Below are 17,475 nucleotides of genomic sequence, written 5' to 3'. Positions count from 1 at the left end.
GGTCACGCAGCGGTTCTGACACCGAGCTCGGCGCGGCGCGCGCGGCCGTGGCGCGGCACACCGCGCATCAGGATGATCAGTAGCGTCGCGCCGATGATGTCGAATGCGCCGAGCGCGCCGAACAGCGGCGTGTAGCCGATCGAATCGGCGAGCGCGCCGACCATCAGCGAGAAGCCGAGGCCGCCGATCCACGCGGCCATCCCCGCGAAGCCGGCGACGGTGCCGACTTCGCCCGGATCGAATACGTCGGCGGCAAGCGTGTTGACGAGCGCCGAGATCATCTGGTGCGCGAAGCCGCCGACACAGAAGAGGGCGATGGCCTGATACGGCGATGCGACGAGACCGATCGACGCCGGGCCGAGCATCATCAGCGCGCCGAGCACGACGCCCGAGATGCGCGACCAGATCAGCGGCACGCGAAAATGCTTCATCAGGAACGGCGACAGATAGCCGCCGAACAGGCCGCCCAGGTCCGCGGCGAGAAACGGCAGCCACGCGAACATGGCGATCTGCTTCAGGTCCATATGACGCTGGGTGGCGAGATAAAGCGGAATCCAGAAGCTGAACGTTTGCCACGCGGGCTCGGCGAAAAAGCGCGCCTGCGCGATCGCCCAGAAGCGGCGCGTGCGCAGCACTTCACGCACGCTCGCACGGCGCGCCGCGGGCGGTGCCTGACCTTCGACGATCGCGGTGCGCTCGGCATCGCTCACGCGCTTGTGCTCGGCGGGCGAGCGGTACAGCACGAACCATGCGGCGGCCCACACGAAGCCGAGCGCGCCGGTGACCGCGAACGCGCTCTGCCAGCCGTAGCGCAGCGACAGGAACACGACGAGCGGCGGCGCGAGCAGCGAACCGAGCGAGGTGCCCGCATTGAAGTAGCCGACCGCGACAGACTTTTCGCGATCGGGAAACCATTCGGCGACGACCTTCATACCGGCCGGAATCGCGACCGCTTCGGAGAGGCCCATGAAGCCCCGCAGCGCGGCGAGCGAAAACCAGCTGCCCGCGAAGCCGTGGAACACGCCGACCAGTGACCACAGGCACGCAAACAGGGCAAAGCCGAGACGCAGTCCGATCAGATCGATGATCAGACCGCAGACGGGCTGCATGACCGTATAGCCGACCTGGAACGCGCCGACCACGTACGAATACTGCTGCGTGCTCATGTGCAGCAGCTTCATCAGCTCGGGCGCCATCACGCCGAGCGCGTTGCGCGACAGATAGTTGACGATCGTCCCAACGCAAACGAGGGCGATGATCCACCAGCGCATTCCCTTGATCGTTTTCAAAATCAGTCTCCGTGGCGCATCGAGTCATTGCTTTCGAAGCAGCGTCCGTGTATGCGCGAATTCGAACATTTATTGGTTTTCGCTCGCAGTCATCCTACCACTCGGAAGCCGCCTAGATATTCGGGAAAACCATAGTTTATGCCGAACATTCCTTGATTTATCGGAATAAATTTATAATTTTCGGCATGGTCCGCACAAGTGATCGGATGACTTGCCGGATGTGTGTTGAATGAATATGTTCTTTCGAACATGAAAATGTTCGTTTGTGCGAAGCCTGCAGGCGAACGATCCGGCGCCCGCGCGGGCGGCGTTTTTTCACCGCCGTCCGACGGATGTAACCACGCGTTACGTCCCCGGCCGAGGGCGATTTTCAGCATCAGTTATTACAAAGTTGAAATACGGGCCTTGCTGCCTTGCGTTATATTTCCGCCAACAAAACATGTTCCTCCAAAGGTGATCAATGAAGTCCGCTCGTCTTGTTCCGCTTGTGCTCGGGGTGTTGACGTTGGCTGCATCGGGTGCCGCGATGGCTGCCGGGCTCAACGTCGGGGTCAATATCGGTATTCCCGCGCCGGTCTACGTCGCACCGGCTCCGGTCTACGCACCGCCGCCGCCTCCGCCGCCGCCCGTCGTCTATCAGCCGGCTCCCGTGTACTACGGCGGCCCGCAAATCGTGATTGGCTGGCATGGCGATCGTTACTGGGACGGCCGTCGCTACTGGGGGCGTGACGAATGGTATCGCCACCATCCGCCGGGCCACGGCGGCTATGCGCGCGGTCACTACGACGAGCATCGTGGCTGGCACTGAGTCGGCACGGGGTCGGCACTAAAGCGCGCCGATCTGCCGCAAGCAGGCAACAAACCGCCCCTCGAGGGCGGTTTTTGTTTATGCAGGCACAAAGGTCCTTCGGGCATTTCGTCGCAGCCGGCTGCCGGATCGAGCAAGGTAATTGGGTAGAATCCCCTCACATCGCCACTGCCCACTTACCAGCACGACTCCATGACAACTGGCTCGCGACGGGTTCAAACGCCTCAGCCGCTTCGACACAGCGTGATTCACGGACCCTTGAGCGCCGCGTTCGCCGCAGCGCTGCTGTGCGCGAGTCTGCTGGTCGCGCCGCACGCACACGCGGCGCATGCGATCGCGCAATACGGCGAGCCGAAATATCCGGCCGGCTTCAAGCATTTCGATTACGTCAATCCCGATGCGCCGAAAGGCGGCACGCTCGTGCTCGCGAACCCGAGCCGCCTGACGAGCTTCGACAAGTTCAATCCGTTCACGCTGCGCGGCAATGCCGCGCCCGGCCTCGAGCTGATGTTCGAGAGCCTGACGATCGGCAGCAGCGACGAGGTTGCGTCGGCCTACGGGCTGCTCGCCGACGACATCGTCGTCGCGCCCGACGGCCTGTCGGTTACGTTCCACATCAACCCGCGCGCACGCTTTTCGAACGGCGATCCGGTGACCGCCGACGACGTCAAGTTCTCGCTCGACACGCTGAAGAGCCCGCAGGCCGCGCCGCAGTATGCGTCGATTTTCGGCGAGATCAAGCGCGCGGTCGTCGTCGATCCGGCCACGGTGCGCTTCGAGTTTCGCGAGCGCAATCGCGAGTTGCCGCTGCTCGCGGGCAGCATGCCGGTGTTCTCGCGCAAGTGGGGGATGAAGCCTGACGGCAGCCGCATTCCGTTCGATCAGATCGCGTTCGAAAAACCGATCGGCAGCGGGCCGTATCTGATCGACAGCTACGATAACGGCCGCACGATCACGTTCAGGCGCGATCCGAACTACTGGGGCGCCGATCTGCCGGTGCGCGTCGGCATGAACAACTTCGATCGCATCGTCTACAAGCTGTATGCGGATAGCACCGCCCGGCTCGAAGCATTCAAGGCCGGCGAGTACGATGCGCTCGTCGAATACATCGCGCGCAACTGGGTGCGGCGCGACGTCGGCAAGAAGTTCGACAGCGGCGAGTTGATCAAGCGCGAGTTTGCGCAGCACAACGGCACCGGCATGCAGGGCTTCTTCCTGAACACGCGCCGGCCGCTGTTCCAGGACATGCGTGTGCGCAAGGCGCTCGATCTCGCGCTCGACTTTCAATGGCTGAACCGTCAACTGTTTTTCAGCCAGTACACCCGCATCGACAGCTATTTCGCCAACACTGAGTGGCAGGCGAAGGGGCTGCCGTCGCCAGGCGAGCTCGCGCTGCTCGAGCCGTTTCGCGCCCAGCTCGACCCGGCGGTATTCGGGCCGATGCCGAAGCAGCCCGACACCGATCCGCCCGGCTCGCTGCGCGCGAACCTGTTGCAGGCGCGCGATCTGCTGCAGCAGGCCGGCTGGACCTATCGCGACGGCGCGCTGCGCAACGCGAAGGGTGAGCCGTTCCAGTTCGAGATACTCGACGACGCGGGTTCGGCCTCGTCGATGGAGCCGATCATCGCGACCTTCACGCGCAATCTGCAGAAGCTCGGCATCACCGTCAATTTCCGCACCACCGACTTCGCCGTCTATCAGAAGCGGCTCGATGCATTCGACTTCGACGTGACGACGATTCGCATGCCCGACGTGCAGGTGCCCGGCGCCGAGCAGATCACCCGCTTCGGCAGCAAGACCGCCGATACGCCCGGCTCGGACAACGCGATCGGCCTGAAGTCGCCGGCCGTCGACGCGGTGCTGGACGCGCTCGTGCATGCGCAAACGCGCGAGCAACTGACCGACGCCGCGCACGCGCTCGACCGTCTGCTGACGCATGGCTACTATGTGGTGCCGCACTGGTACAGCCGTACGCATCGTGTCGCGTTCAGGCGCGGGCTCGCGTGGCCGAAGACTTTACCGCTGTACTATGGCGCGGAAGGCTGGATTACGACGATGTGGTGGTATGAGGATCCGCAGGCGCGCACGCAGACGCACAGCACTGATTGATCCGCAGACCCATCGCCCCCAATAACGCCTTCGCACGGGAATACCGCTATGTGGAGCTACATCCTCAAACGCCTGCTGCTGATGATCCCGACGCTGCTCGGGGTGCTGACGCTGACCTTCGTCGTGATCCAGTTCGTGCCGGGCGGGCCTGTCGAGCAGATGACGCACGAACTGCGCAAGGGCGCGGAGGGCGCCTCGCCGTTCGGACTGCGCACGCATAGCGGGGTCGATGCGCAACAGGTCGCGCAGCTAAAGCAACTGTACGGCTTCGACAAGCCGCCGCTCGAACGCTACGTGCTGATGCTCAAGCGCTTCATGACCTTCGATCTCGGTCAGAGCTATTTCCGTCATCAGAGCGTGTGGTCGCTGATCGTCTCGAAGCTGCCGGTGTCGATCAGCATCGGCCTGTGGACGTTCTTCCTGACCTATCTGATATCGGTGCCGCTCGGCATCGCGAAGGCGGTGCGCAACGGCTCGCACTTCGATCTCGCGACGAGCCTCGTCGTACTGGTCGGCTACGCGATTCCAGGCTTCGTGCTCGGTGTGCTGCTGCTCGTGCTGTTCGGCGGCGGCACGTTCCTGCAGCTCTTTCCGCTGCGCAACCTCACCTCCGACAACTGGGACCAGCTGAGCCTCGTCGGCAAGATCCTCGACTATCTGTGGCATATCACGTTGCCGATCACGGCGTCGGTGGTGGGCAGCTTCGCGGTCGTCACGATGCTGACGAAAAATGCGTTCCTCGACGAAATCCGCAAGCAGTACGTGTTGACCGCGCGCGCCAAAGGTTTGTCCGAGAGGCGCGTGCTGTGGAAGCACGTGTTTCGCAATGCGCTGCTGCCGCTGATCGTCAATTTCCCGGGCGCGTTCATCGGCGCGTTTTTCACCGGCAGCCTGCTGATCGAAACGCTGTTTTCGCTCGACGGGCTCGGGTTGCTCTCGTATGAATCGGTGATGCGGCGCGACTATCCGGTCGTGCTCGGCACGCTGTATCTGTTTACGCTGATCGGCCTCGTCACGCGGCTGATCTCCGACCTTTGCTACGTGTGGGTCGATCCCCGCATCCAATTCGAACAACTGGAGCGCTGATGAATCGAGCCCGCCTTTCCGCCGATGCGGCGGCGCGCACCGAACCCGCGCGCGCACTGATGTCGCCGGCGCCGGCGCGCCGCGTGTGGCGACGTTTTCGCCAGCAGCGCCTCGGCTACTGGAGCCTGATCATCTTCGTCGTCGCGTTCGCGGCGAGTCTCGTGGGGCCGCTGTGGTCGAACGACAAGCCGGTCGTCGTGCGCTACGACGGTCATCTGTATTTCCCGCTGGTCAAGACCTACGCCGAGACCACCTTCGGCGGCGACTTCCCCACGCCGACCGACTATCTCGATCCGTATATCCGTCATCGCTTCGATGCACCGGGCAACTTCGCGCTGTATCCGCCGAATCATTACTACTACGACACGCTCAACTACTTCTCGAAAGCGCCCAATCCGGCGCCGCCGTCGCGCGATAACTGGCTCGGCACCGACGACCGCGGCCGCGATCTGTTCGCGCGACTGCTGTACGGCTTTGGCGTGTCGGTCGCGTTCGGCCTCGTGTTGACCGTGATCAGCACGATAGTCGGCATAGCGGCGGGGGCGGTGCAAGGGTATTTCGGAGGACGAACCGATATCGTCGGGCAGCGTCTGATCGAGATCTGGAACGCGATGCCGCAGCTCTATCTGCTGATCATCTTTTCGTCGATCTTCGAGCGCAGCTTTGCGCTCCTGATCGTGCTGCTGTCGCTGTTCAACTGGATTGGGCTGTCGGATTACGTGCGCGCCGAGTTCCTGCGCAATCGCCAGCAGGACTATGTGCGCGCCGCGCGCGCGATGGGTCTGTCGCATGGGCAGATCATCTGGCGTCACGTGTTGCCGAACAGTCTGACGCCGGTCATCACGTTCCTGCCGTTCAGCATGAGCAGCGCGATTCTCGCGCTGACGAGTCTCGATTTCCTCGGGCTCGGCGTGCCACCGCCGACCCCGAGCCTCGGCGAACTGCTGGCGCAGGGCAAGGCGAATCTCGACGCGTGGTGGATCTCGATGTCGACCTTCGGCGTGCTGGTGGCCATGCTGCTGCTGTTGACCTTCATGGGCGACGCGCTGCGCAACGCGCTCGACACGCGTATCTCCGATGCCATGCGCGCCGGAGGTGGGCAATGAGTGCTCTGCCGCATATCGATCCGCAATCGACCGATACGCCGTTGCTCGAACTCGACCATCTGCGCGTCGCGTTCGGCGACACGGTCGCCGTCGACGACGTCACGCTCGCGATCGCGCGCGGCGAGCGTGTCGCGCTCGTCGGCGAATCGGGCTCGGGCAAGAGCGTGACCGCGCTGTCGGTGCTGCGCCTGCTCTCCGACGCGCAGGTGAGCGGCGCGATCCGCTTCGATGGCGAAGACCTGCTCGCGAAGAGCGAGCGCGCGATGCGCGGCCTGCGTGGCTCGGACATCGCGATGATCTTCCAGGAGCCGATGACCGCGCTCAATCCGCTCTACACGATTGGCGACCAGATCGCGGAGACGATCGTCGTGCACGATGGCGTCAGCGCGACCGAGGCAGCGAAGCGCGCGGTCGCGCTGCTCGCGCGCACCGGCATCGCCGAGCCGGAGAAGCGCGTGAACAGTTACCCGCATCAGCTGTCGGGCGGACAGCGGCAGCGCGCGATGATCGCGATGGCGCTCGCCTGCCGGCCGCGTCTGCTGCTCGCCGATGAGCCGACTACCGCGCTCGACGTAACGATCCGCGCGCAGATCGTCGAACTGCTGCTGGAACTGCAGCGCGACGAAGCGCAAAAGCGCGGCATGGCGGTGTTGCTGATCACGCACGACCTGAACCTCGTGCGTCACTTCGCACAGCGTGTCGCTGTGATGGAGCAGGGCGTGCTGGTCGAAACCGGCACGGTCGAGCAGGTGTTCGAGGCGCCGCGGCATCCGTACACACAGCGGCTGCTCGCGAGCCGGCCGCAGCGCGAGGTCGCGCCGGTGCTGCCGATCTCGCCGGTGCTGCTCGAAGCGCGCGACGTGTCGGTCGACTTCAAAACGAAGCTGCCTGGGCTGCGTGGCTGGTTGGGCTCGGGCCGCTTTCGCGCGGTCGACGCGGCGAACGTGTCGGTTCGCCAGGGCGAGACGCTTGGGATCGTCGGCGAGTCGGGTTCGGGCAAGTCGACGCTCGCGATGGCGCTGCTCGGTCTGCAGCGCACCGCGCACGGCGAGATCGAGTTTCAGGGCAGGGCGCTCGCGAGCTATCGCGGCGCCGAAAAAACTGCGTTGCGCTCGAACATGCAGGTCGTCTTTCAGGATCCTTTTAGTTCGCTTTCGCCGCGGCAGACGATCGAGCGAATCGTCGGCGAGGGGCTCGCGCTGCACCGGCCGCAAATGACGCCGCAGGCGCGGCGCGACAAGGTGGTCGCGGTGCTGCGCGAAGTCGGCATCGACCGGACGGCCCTGTATCGCTATCCGCATGAATTTTCGGGCGGCCAGCGGCAGCGCATCGCGATCGCGCGCACGCTGGTACTGGAGCCGCGCGTGCTGATCCTCGACGAACCGACCAGCGCGCTCGACGTCTCGATCCAGCAGCAGGTGCTCAAGCTGCTCACCGGCTTGCAGCACAAATACAACCTCGGCTTCGTGTTCATCAGCCACGATCTGGAGGTGATCGGGGCCATGGCGCACCGCGTCGTAGTGATGCAAAACGGATCGATCGTCGAGACCGGCGAAGTTGAGAAAATTTTTGCGACTCCGTCACATCCTTACACGCGAAAGCTACTGAAAGCAGCGCTTGACCGTTGATTTTTCACCCTTTCCCCAATTGGGTGCGTAACTCGATTGAATTTTCCTATTCCTTTTGACACGCAAATACTTACTGGCTAGTATCGATCAAACTTTTTTCCGCAGACCCCTGATTTTTTGGCAAAAACTACCGACCAATGCAGCAAAGAAACTTCACCCAGGCTTGCACGCGCGTCGTCGCCGGGATGTTCATTGGCGTCTTGATGGCAGCAACTCCCGGCGCGTTTGCCGACGAAGTAAGCAGTTTTAATCAGAATGCCTCGTATCCGAGCACCAACGGCTCGGATCCTCTCTCGCTCCTCACTCCGCAACCCCGAGCTGCCGACAGCAATAGCGGCGGCGCCAAATCGTTCCTTTCCGGCATGGCCGGCAAAGCGGGCGACGTGGTGGTCGGCGCGCTGAACATGATCGGTGTTCGCTACCGCTGGGGCGGCAATACGCCGGATTCTGGGCTCGATTGCAGCGGTTTCGTGCGCTACGTGTTCCAGGACACGCTTGGCCTCGCGCTGCCGCGTCGTGCCGAGGAAATGAGCCGCATGGGCGAGAAGGTGCGCGTTAGCGACCTGAAGCCGGGCGATCTGGTGTTCTTCAATACGATGCGCCGCACGTTCTCGCACGTCGGCATCTATATCGGCGACAACAAATTCGTGCACTCGCCGTCAACCGGCAGCACGATCCGCGTCGACGACATGGATGACGGCTACTGGGAAAAGCGCTTCACGGGGGCGCGCCGGATCGAGACCTCGTATCAGGGCGACGATTTGCGCAAGCGCGTGACCGCGACGATCGGCGGGAATAACTGATTCCGCGCTGAACTGGCGATAAAAAAGCCTGCTTCATTCGAAGCAGGCTTTTTGCGTTTGAGGCGCGTATTTTTGCGATGGCGGCGCGCGCAGACGGCGCGCCGCCCAAACCGCTTTCAGGCGCCCATCCGCCGCGCGGCGAGCTTGCGCTGCAATTCCGGCATCATCTTCGCGACCGCTTCCTCGCCGGCGAGGATCGCCGCGTTGCGCTGTGTGAAGTCGCTGCCGCTCATCGCGGCGAGATTCGGCCGGATCACCACGTCGGCGTACTTGTCGAGTTCGTAGGCCTTGATCGTCTGGCCCATGATCGTGAAAGTCTGCATCAGCACGTCGAACGAGCTTGCCGTCACGCCGGTTTCCGCTCGCTGCGAGATATCGACTGCGATCACGAAATCCGCGCCCATCTTGCGCGCGAAAGACGCAGGCACCGGGCTCACGAGGCCGCCATCCACGTACTCGCGACCGCCGATCTTCACCGGTTCGAAAATCGACGGCACGCTGCACGAGGCGCGCACCGCAATGCCGGTGTTGCCGCGCTGGAACAGGATCGGCTGGCCGGTTTGCAGATCGGTCGCGACCACGCCGAGCGGCCTGGCCATCTTCTCGATTGGACGGTTGTTGAGCGTCGTGTTCAGGTAGTTCTGCAGCGCGACGCCCTGCAGGAAGCCGCGCGTGCGAAACGGCATCGCCCAGTCGCTGATCGACGCTTCGTCCATCGACAGCGCGAGCTTGTTCAGCGCGAAGCCGTTCATGCCCGACGCGTACAGCGCGCCGACCACCGAGCCGGCGCTCGTGCCGACCACCAGATCGACCTGGATATTGCGTGCCTCGAGCGCCTTGATGACACCGATGTGCGCGAAGCCGCGCGCGGCGCCACCGCCGAGTGCGAGCGCAACGCGCACCGGCTTCTGTTGCGCTTTTTCAGGCGGCGGGGGAACGGTGGGCGTCGCGGTGATCGGCTCGCCACCGAGTTTGCCGCCGGTCGTGGTGCAGGCGGCAAGCACCGCGGATGCGGCCGCCAGCGAAAAGTTGCGGCGGCTCAAACGGGGGGATGAGGGTTTCAACGGGTTCTCCAGCAACGGTTCAGGCGACACAGGCGGCGTCGCGCATACCGTGATCAGGCTGAGGTCAGGCCAGGCGGATCGCCGGCGGCGATTCCATGCGCTGGGGGAGGGTACCACCGTGTATCGGATCGATGTGCGGGTCGGCCCCCATTGCAGCGCGCGCACATCTTAAAGCAAACGATCAGTTCGCGCGGTCCGCTGTAATGAAACGTTGCAGAGGAAGTATTCGGAACTGGCGCGGTTTTTTTCTAATTGGGTTGGGCGAGCGGAGGAAAGGCGCGTGCGCAATCGTCCGGACACCGTTCGCCCAGGCGCCTCGGGCCATGCGGGCGAGGGCGGCAACCCGCTTGCGGAAGGTATAATTCGACTCTTGCACTTATTTCCTTCGTGGCCGTGCGCGACGTCGCGCGCAGCATGGGCACGCTTCGCTGCCGCGCTTCGCAGTCATGTCCGCCTGAGCGCCGGCGCCCGTTTTCCGAGTAACCGCTAATGACCACCTCCGTTCGTACCCGTTTCGCACCGAGTCCCACCGGCTTCATCCACCTGGGCAACATCCGCTCCGCGCTGTATCCATGGGCGTTCGCGCGCAAGATGAAAGGGACCTTCGTGCTGCGAGTCGAAGACACAGACCTCGAGCGCTCCACGACCGCATCCGTCGACGCGATTCTCGAAGGCATGGCGTGGCTCGGCCTCGATTACGACGAAGGTCCGTTCTACCAGATGCAGCGCATGGATCGTTACCGTGAAGTGCTGAAGCAGATGCAGGACGCGGGGCTCGTGTACCCGTGCTACATGTCGACCGAAGAGCTCGACGCGCTGCGCGAGCGTCAACGCGAAGCGGGCGAAAAGCCCCGCTACGACGGCACGTGGCGACCGGAGCCGGGCAAGGTGCTGCCGCAGCCGCCCGCGGGTGTGCAACCGGTGCTGCGCTTTCGCAATCCGCTGACCGGTGTGGTTGCGTGGGACGACGCCGTGAAAGGCCGCATCGAGATCTCGAACGAAGAACTCGACGACCTCGTGATTGCGCGCCCGGACGGCACGCCGACGTATAACTTCTGCGTCGTCGTCGACGATCTCGATATGCGCATCACCCATGTGATCCGTGGCGATGACCACGTGAACAATACGCCGCGCCAGATCAACATTCTGCGCGCGCTCGGCGGCGAGCCGCCGGTGTACGCGCATCTGCCGACCGTGCTGAACGAGCAGGGCGAGAAGATGAGCAAGCGCCACGGCGCGATGAGCGTGATGGGGTATCGCGATGCGGGTTATCTGCCCGAAGCGGTCGTCAACTATCTGGCGCGTCTCGGCTGGTCGCATGGTGACGCGGAGATTTTCACGCGCGAGCAGTTTATCGAGTGGTTTGATCTCGAGCATCTCGGCAAGTCACCGGCGCAGTACGACCACGACAAGCTGAACTGGCTTAACGCGCATTACATCAAGGAAGCGGACAACGCGCGTCTCGCCGAACTGGCGAAGCCGTTCTTTGCGGAGCTTGGCATCGACGAAGCCACGCTCGCGCAAGGTCCGGATCTGGTCGGCGTGGTGGGCCTGATGAAGGATCGTGCGTCGACGGTAAAGGAGATCGCGCAGAACGCCGCGATGTTCTATCGCACGCCGGCACCCGATGCCGAGTCGCTCGCACAGCACGTGACCGATGCGGTTCGTCCGGCACTCGCTGATCTGACCGCCGCGTTGAAGACGGTGGAGTGGACGAAGGAAGCGATCGCTGCCACGCTGAAGGTCACGCTCGGCGCGCACAAGCTGAAGATGCCGCAGCTCGCGATGCCGGTGCGTCTGCTGGTGGCGGGGACGACGCATACGCCGTCGATCGATAGCGTGCTGATGCTGTTCGGTCGCGACGTCGTCGTTAGCCGTATCGAAAATGCGCTCGGCTGAACAGTTGCTGGTGGGCGTGAGAGACATCCTCATGCCGCCGGGAAAAATTCGCATGTAATTGCTCATAGGGTATTTACAAAGCGCAGATCACCCTCTAGAATCTCGTTTCTCTGATGTGCGCGGGGGTATAGCTCAGCTGGGAGAGCGCTTGCATGGCATGCAAGAGGTCAGCGGTTCGATCCCGCTTACCTCCACCAACAGAGCAGAGAAGTTAAAGTGGTTAAGAAGTCTGAGAGTTGTAGAAAAAAAGACTTCCCAAATCGCTGAAATGTAGTTAAAATAGCGGTCTTCGCAGTTGACGAAAACAACTTGGCGAATTAACTGAAAAGTTAGCGCGAGTTGAGTGAGTTAATAGCGAATTAAGACGGATCTGAAAAGATTTTGTCCCCTTCGTCTAGAGGCCTAGGACATCACCCTTTCACGGTGAGTACAGGGGTTCGAATCCCCTAGGGGACGCCAAACATCAGCGTCGCTTTAGTATTTGAGTAGTAGTAAAGCAGCGCAGCTTGCAGAGAATTAACCGACGCTCGCAAGCAGGGTGTAAAGACTGGAGTGGTAGTTCAGTCGGTTAGAATACCGGCCTGTCACGCCGGGGGTCGCGGGTTCGAGTCCCGTCCACTCCGCCAGACAAAGCCCGTTCACTAAAAACTGAACGGGCTTTTTCATTAAAGGTGTAAGCAGTACGTTGTCCCCTTCGTCTAGAGGCCTAGGACATCACCCTTTCACGGTGAGTACAGGGGTTCGAATCCCCTAGGGGACGCCAGAACATCGGCGTCGTTCGGTTGGAAGTTTGAACGGTGCAGCAGGCGGCGAGCATGGCTCGCAGGCTTGCGATGCAAAATCCGGAGCGGTAGTTCAGTTGGTTAGAATACCGGCCTGTCACGCCGGGGGTCGCGGGTTCGAGCCCCGTCCGCTCCGCCAGATTTGAGAAAGCCCACTTCGCAAGAAGTGGGCTTTTTTTATTTCCACTGCCCATCGCCGGCCGACACCCGGAAGGCTCGGGACAAACAGCCATTGCCAGCGTGCCCGGCCTGTTTTACCGTTGAGCCGACTCATCCTAGCGGTCCCGCCATGTTCGACCCCACCGAAGCTCCGTTGCCGTTCCATCTGCGTACGGCCAGCATGGACGATTTCGAGTTTGCCGAGGCGCTGACGCGCAACAACATGGGCGGCTACTATCGCCGGCATCATCTGGTCTGGCGCAGCGATCTGTTTCTGGGCAGTTGGCACGAATCAGAGAATTTCATTCTCGAAGTGGACGGCGTGCCGATGGGTGTGCTGCGTATCACCGAGGAGGGCGATTCGCTGCATATCCGCGACGTGCAGATTGCCGAAGGGTATCGGCGGCTTGGCGCGGGTACGTTTCTGCTCGACATCTCGCATCAATGGGCGCGTGAGCGCGGGCTGCGCGAGTTGCAGTTGCGCGTGTTCGTCGATAATCCTGCGGCGCGGCTGTATCAGCGCAAGGGCTATAAGCTCGCCGGGCCGCGGCTCGCGCAGCTAGGCGCAATCCGTCATCTGGCGCGGCGGGTTTGAGGCGGGGCCTGGGTTGATGGCCGACGCGCACCGCTAGTCATCGCCATTCACCGCTCACCCGCGTCCGCCGAACCGGCTTCCTCCTGCGCCGTTTCATCTTCCTCTTGCGCGTCGTCATGCTCGCCGTTGCTCGCGCGATGCTCAGCGCCTCGCTCGATAAACGCGCGTGGACTCGCGCCGAACGCACGCCGGAACATCGCCGAAAAAGCGCTCTGGCTTTGATAGCCCAATTCCTGCGCGACGTGCGACAGCGGCCGTCCCTGGCTCAACAGAGGAATGGCGCGCGCGAGAATTGCCTGCTGACGCCACTGCGAAAAACTCACCCCCAGTTCCTGGCGAAACAACCGCGCGATCGTGCGCGTGCTCGCGCCGACTGTCGATGCCCACTGCTCGAGCGACTCGCCATGTGTCGGGTCGGCGATCACGGCCTCGCAGAGCGCGCGCAGCCGCTTTTCACCCGGCATCGGAACGGACAGGGGCAGTGGCTCGGAGCGCGTCAGTTCGTCGAGCGCGAGCGAGCCGAGCAACTGCTCGCGCGCCGCGGACAGGTTAGGCGTATCGAGCGCGGCAATAACCTCCCGCAACAGGTTCGATACTTCGACGACGCGCGGCGCATCGAGCGCCGCCGGCACCGTGCTCTCGGTGATGTACAGTGTGCGCAGGAACGCATCCTCGACGGCGATCACTTCGTGCGTCACATGCGGCGGCAGCCAGATCGCGCGCGACGGCGGCACCATCCACGTCGTGCCCGTCGTCGCAACGCGCAGCACGCCGCGCGAAGCATAGGCGACCTGCGCCCATGCATGCGTATGGCGCGCGATATGCGAGCCGGCCGGCATCGGCCGCGAGCGCACGCGGATAGGATGCGTGTCGTTCGGCGCGAACTCCGGCGGTATATCGGCGAAACGCACGCGGCTCAACAGGTCGGAGTCGGCGGACGAGGTCATGGCAAGGTCGGTCGGATAACGGTGCAATGGGGGCGAAGCGTGGTTGCCGCCTGTCGCCGTCGTGGGCTTGAGCCATTGTAGAGCGTGCCCGGTTGATGTTGCCAACGGGTCTGCGCTGCATAATGGGCTGATTTCCCGAGCCACCAACTTCACCTCAGATCAGGGAGACTCAACAACGATGCAGACCGTCTTTGTCTACGGCACACTGCGTGCCGGTGAAGCGAACGACATCAGCGAAGCCGCCGCGCGCAACGAGCTTCCCGCGCCGAGCCTGCTCGGCAGCACCACCGTGCGCGGTCATCTGTTCGATTTTGGCGACTACCCTGGCCTCGTCGCCGACGAGGCTGGCATCGAAGTGCGCGGCGACGTCTATGAAATCGACGATGCGCTAGTCGCGGTGCTCGACGAAATCGAGGCCGTGTATCCGGGCGTCGAGGATCGTTTTCTGGCGCGCGAGGTGATGGTCAAAGTGGAAGGCAACGTCGTGAACTGCCGCTTCTATCCGGTCGCACCGAACGCGGTCAAAGGGCTGCCCGAAATCCGCTCGGGCGATTGGATCGAACATCGGCGCACGCGCTGACTGGGCACACGCAAAAAAAACGGCGCGCGAGGCATGTCCCCGGCGCGCCGTCGTTCAGCTTGTCTCGATGCGATCACATGGCTCGATCGCGCCTACCGCGCTCGAGCCACCATCATGAGCACCATCAAATCTCTTCGTAAAGCGGCAGCGTCAGAAAATCGGTGAACTGCTCCGCGGTCGACATCTGCTCGAAGATCTGAGCGGCACGCTCGTACGGCTTCGTATCGCCGCCAACCGTCTGTTTGACCTTGTCCAGCTCCTGCACCGCGAGCTCGCGCACCAGTTCGACCGTCACCTTGCGGCCGTCGTCGAGTTTGCCCTTCGGCGAGCGGATCCATTGCCAGACCTGCGAGCGCGAAATCTCAGCCGTGGCGGCATCTTCCATCAGGTTGTGAATCGGCACGCAGCCATTGCCCGCAAGCCACGAACCGAGGTAGTGAATGCCGACGTTGATGTTGTTGCGCAGACCCGCTTCCGTGATCGGCGTTTCGGGGCGGAAGTCGAGCAGGTCGGTCGCGGTGACGAGCACGTCGTCGCGCTGCTTGCCGATCTGGTTCGGCCTGTCGCCGAGCACCTTGACGAACTCTTCCATCGCGACCGGCACGAGACCCGGATGCGCAACCCATCCGCCGTCGTAGCCGTCGCCGGCATCGCGCGCCTTGTCCGAACGCACACCGGCCATCGCCTTGTCGTTCGCCGCGGCATCGTTCTTGATCGGAATCAGCGCGCTCATGCCGCCGATCGCCGGCGCGTCGCGTCGATGGCAGGTCTTCAGCAGCAGCAGCGCGTAAGCGCGCATGAACGGCGAGGTCATCGTGATCTGCGAGCGGTCGGCGAGGCAGAAGTCGCGGTCGCTCTTGAACTTCTTGATTGCCGAGAAGATGTAGTCCCAGCGACCCGCGTTCAGGCCCGAGCTATGTTCGCGCAGCTCGTACAGGATCTCGTCCATTTCGAACGCGGCGACGATCGTCTCGATCAGCACAGTCGCGCGAATCGTGCCGCGCGGCACGCCGACCGCTTCCTGCGCGGCGACGAAGATGTCGTTCCACAGACGGGCCTCGAGATGGCTCTCCATCTTCGGCAGATAGAAGTACGGGCCCGAGCCGCGCGCGATCAGTTCCCTCGCGTTGTGCACCATGTACAGCGCGAAGTCGAAGATGCCACCCGACACGCGCCTGCCGTCGACCTTCACGTGCTTCTCATCGAGATGCCAGCCGCGCGGACGCACGATCAGCGTGGCGGTCTTGTCGTTGAGCCGGTACGACTTGCCGTTCTGTTCAAGCGAGATCGTGCGGCGCACCGCGTCCCTCAGATTGATATGCCCGGTGATCTGGTTGTCCCAGCTCGGCGCATTCGAATCCTCGAAGTCGGTCATGTAGGAGTCCGCGCCCGAATTGAGCGCGTTGATGATCATCTTGCGCTCGACGGGACCGGTGATCTCGACGCGCCGGCATTGCAGGTCTTGCGGCAGCGGTGCGATTTTCCAGTCGCCTTCGCGCACGCTCTTCGTGGCGGCGAGGAAGTCGGGCCGCTCGCCCGCGTCGAGCCGCTTCGTGCGTTCGACGCGGGCCTGCAGCAACTGCTGACGGCGCGGCTCGAACGTGCGATGCAACGCGGCGACGAGTTCCAGCGCGTCGCGCGTGAGGATCGCTTCAAAGCCGGGCTTGATGTCTCCGGTGATTTCCATGCCCTGCGGCAGCGACAGCGAATGAGCCATGTTTTCTCCTTGGTCGGTCAGATTGCAGAAATGAGAAGGTTGAAAAGGGGGGAGTGGGTTGCCGCAGGCGTGGGCCGCCGTCATTCGCGCGGGCTGGCGCGTTTGCGACTGCCGGTCGCTCGCGGCGCCGCCGCGAGCGTCTCCAGAAAGCCCGGAAGATCGTTCATGCCGCCGCCAGTGCCACGGGGGCTCACGCCGAGTTCCTCAACGGGCAGGTTCTGCCGGTTCAGCCAGAACGTCGTGAAGCCGAACCATGTCGCCCCCGCCACATCCCAGCCGTTCGACGAGACGAACACGATCTCGCGCGCGGACACGCCGAACGCGTCGGGGCCGAGGGCATACGCGGCGGGCGAGGGTTTGTACGCGCGCACCGCGTCAACCGACAGCACGTGATCGAAGAGGGCGTTCATGCCGGCGCTCTTGACCGCGATGTCGAGCATCTGCGGATTGCCGTTCGACAGAATCGCAAGCCCCACGCGAGGCGCGGCGGTCGACTCGCGCAACGCGCGTAGCACGGGCACCGCATCGGGAAACGCGGACAGGCACGCGTATTCGTCCATCAGCCGCTTTTCGGCCGCGCGGCCGAGCGTGAGCTGCAGTCTTTTCGCGGCGAAGCGCAGTGCGTCGAGGGTGATGTCCCAGAACGGGCGGTAGTGTTCGCCTGGCAGGTCGGTACGCGCAGCAAGCGTGCGCAGTTGCGTGTATTCGATCTGCTTCTGACGCCACAGCTGCGACAGCGCGTCGCCGTGGCCGGGGAACAGTTGCTCCGCGGCGGCGATCACCGAATGCACGTCGAACAACGTGCCGTAGGCGTCGAAAATGACTGCTCGCGGGGAAGGTGTCGTTGTGGCCGACATTGCCATGCGCTCCTGTCAGAGGTCGGGATCGATTGTATTGGTGACT

The 17,475-nt window shown here is 63.2% G+C and carries 15 protein-coding genes and 5 tRNA genes; 14 read left to right on the top strand and 6 right to left on the bottom strand.

Going from position 1 to position 17,475, the window contains the following annotated elements; all coding sequences use genetic code 11:
- Positions 1 to 2: 2 nt before the first annotated feature.
- Both L0U81_RS09395 and L0U81_RS09390 read right to left on the bottom strand, forming a co-directional pair.
- A complete protein-coding gene (locus L0U81_RS09395) occupies positions 3 to 1,289 on the bottom strand; it encodes an MFS transporter (protein ID WP_233802005.1) in 1,287 nt (428 codons plus the stop codon).
- Between the two features lie 89 nt (positions 1,290 to 1,378).
- Positions 1,379 to 1,666 (bottom strand): hypothetical protein, encoded by a 288-nt coding sequence (locus L0U81_RS09390; protein ID WP_233802003.1) that lies wholly within the window; start codon positions 1,664 to 1,666, stop codon positions 1,379 to 1,381.
- Between the two features lie 83 nt (positions 1,667 to 1,749).
- On the opposite strand from L0U81_RS09390, the gene L0U81_RS09385 reads away from it, so the two are divergent.
- The 6 genes from L0U81_RS09385 to L0U81_RS09360 all read left to right on the top strand — a co-directional run bounded on the left by L0U81_RS09385 (position 1,750) and on the right by L0U81_RS09360 (position 8,829).
- Positions 1,750 to 2,097, top strand: coding sequence for a hypothetical protein (locus tag L0U81_RS09385; RefSeq protein WP_233802002.1), 348 nt, complete (start codon positions 1,750 to 1,752; stop codon positions 2,095 to 2,097).
- A 192-nt stretch (positions 2,098 to 2,289) separates the two neighbouring features.
- Complete coding sequence (locus L0U81_RS09380) at positions 2,290 to 4,206, top strand: extracellular solute-binding protein (RefSeq protein ID WP_233802000.1); 1,917 nt, start codon at positions 2,290 to 2,292, stop codon at positions 4,204 to 4,206.
- Positions 4,207 to 4,254: 48 nt separating this feature from the next.
- Positions 4,255 to 5,292: a microcin C ABC transporter permease YejB gene (locus L0U81_RS09375; protein ID WP_233801997.1), complete on the top strand. Its 1,038-nt coding sequence runs from the start codon at positions 4,255 to 4,257 to the stop codon at positions 5,290 to 5,292.
- A complete protein-coding gene (locus L0U81_RS09370) occupies positions 5,292 to 6,398 on the top strand; it encodes an ABC transporter permease (RefSeq protein ID WP_233801995.1) in 1,107 nt (368 codons plus the stop codon). Before L0U81_RS09375 ends, L0U81_RS09370 begins: the two co-directional genes overlap by 1 nt.
- On the top strand, positions 6,395 to 8,026 hold the full coding sequence (locus L0U81_RS09365; RefSeq protein WP_233801993.1) for an ABC transporter ATP-binding protein: 1,632 nt from the start codon (positions 6,395 to 6,397) through the stop codon (positions 8,024 to 8,026). Before L0U81_RS09370 ends, L0U81_RS09365 begins: the two co-directional genes overlap by 4 nt.
- Positions 8,027 to 8,163: 137 nt before the next feature.
- Entirely contained in the window at positions 8,164 to 8,829 is a 666-nt protein-coding gene (locus L0U81_RS09360; protein ID WP_233801991.1) for a C40 family peptidase, read from the top strand.
- 116 nt (positions 8,830 to 8,945) lie between these two features.
- Here L0U81_RS09360 and L0U81_RS09355 read toward each other — a convergent pair whose 3' ends face one another.
- Positions 8,946 to 9,893 carry a patatin-like phospholipase family protein gene (locus L0U81_RS09355; protein ID WP_233801989.1) on the bottom strand — a complete coding sequence of 316 codons (948 nt, stop codon included), beginning with the start codon at positions 9,891 to 9,893 and terminating at the stop codon, positions 8,946 to 8,948.
- Positions 9,894 to 10,382: 489 nt separating this feature from the next.
- Here L0U81_RS09355 and gltX point away from each other — a divergent pair, with 489 nt between their 5' ends.
- The 7 genes from gltX (at position 10,383) to L0U81_RS09320 (ending at position 13,328) form a co-directional block, all read left to right on the top strand.
- The gene (gene gltX / locus L0U81_RS09350; RefSeq protein WP_233801987.1) at positions 10,383 to 11,792 is read left to right on the top strand and encodes a glutamate--tRNA ligase; all 1,410 of its coding nucleotides are present in this window, start codon (positions 10,383 to 10,385) and stop codon (positions 11,790 to 11,792) included.
- 121 nt (positions 11,793 to 11,913) lie between these two features.
- Positions 11,914 to 11,989, top strand: a tRNA-Ala gene (locus L0U81_RS09345).
- 186 nt (positions 11,990 to 12,175) lie between these two features.
- Positions 12,176 to 12,251, top strand: a tRNA-Glu gene (locus L0U81_RS09340).
- Between the two features lie 90 nt (positions 12,252 to 12,341).
- Positions 12,342 to 12,418 (top strand) — tRNA-Asp (locus L0U81_RS09335).
- A 61-nt stretch (positions 12,419 to 12,479) separates the two neighbouring features.
- Positions 12,480 to 12,555 (top strand) — tRNA-Glu (locus L0U81_RS09330).
- Positions 12,556 to 12,636: 81 nt separating this feature from the next.
- Positions 12,637 to 12,713 (top strand) — tRNA-Asp (locus L0U81_RS09325).
- A 150-nt stretch (positions 12,714 to 12,863) separates the two neighbouring features.
- Positions 12,864 to 13,328 (top strand): GNAT family N-acetyltransferase, encoded by a 465-nt coding sequence (locus L0U81_RS09320; protein WP_233801985.1) that lies wholly within the window; start codon positions 12,864 to 12,866, stop codon positions 13,326 to 13,328.
- Positions 13,329 to 13,375: 47 nt separating this feature from the next.
- Here the strand turns inward: L0U81_RS09320 and L0U81_RS09315 are convergent, their stop codons facing one another.
- Complete coding sequence (locus tag L0U81_RS09315) at positions 13,376 to 14,275, bottom strand: AraC family transcriptional regulator (RefSeq protein ID WP_233801983.1); 900 nt, start codon at positions 14,273 to 14,275, stop codon at positions 13,376 to 13,378.
- Between the two features lie 178 nt (positions 14,276 to 14,453).
- On the opposite strand from L0U81_RS09315, the gene L0U81_RS09310 reads away from it, so the two are divergent.
- Positions 14,454 to 14,855, top strand: coding sequence for a gamma-glutamylcyclotransferase family protein (locus tag L0U81_RS09310; RefSeq protein ID WP_233801981.1), 402 nt, complete (start codon positions 14,454 to 14,456; stop codon positions 14,853 to 14,855).
- A 124-nt stretch (positions 14,856 to 14,979) separates the two neighbouring features.
- Here the strand turns inward: L0U81_RS09310 and aceB are convergent, their stop codons facing one another.
- Both aceB and L0U81_RS09300 read right to left on the bottom strand, forming a co-directional pair.
- A complete protein-coding gene (gene aceB / locus L0U81_RS09305; RefSeq protein WP_233801979.1) occupies positions 14,980 to 16,572 on the bottom strand; it encodes a malate synthase A in 1,593 nt (530 codons plus the stop codon).
- Positions 16,573 to 16,652: 80 nt separating this feature from the next.
- Complete coding sequence (locus tag L0U81_RS09300; RefSeq protein ID WP_233801978.1) at positions 16,653 to 17,429, bottom strand: haloacid dehalogenase type II; 777 nt, start codon at positions 17,427 to 17,429, stop codon at positions 16,653 to 16,655.
- Positions 17,430 to 17,475 lie beyond the last annotated feature (46 nt).

The sequence above is a fragment of the Paraburkholderia sp. HP33-1 genome (genome assembly GCF_021390595.1).
Taxonomy (GTDB): Bacteria; Pseudomonadota; Gammaproteobacteria; order Burkholderiales; family Burkholderiaceae; genus Paraburkholderia.
This window is presented reverse-complemented; position numbering and strand designations above follow the sequence as displayed.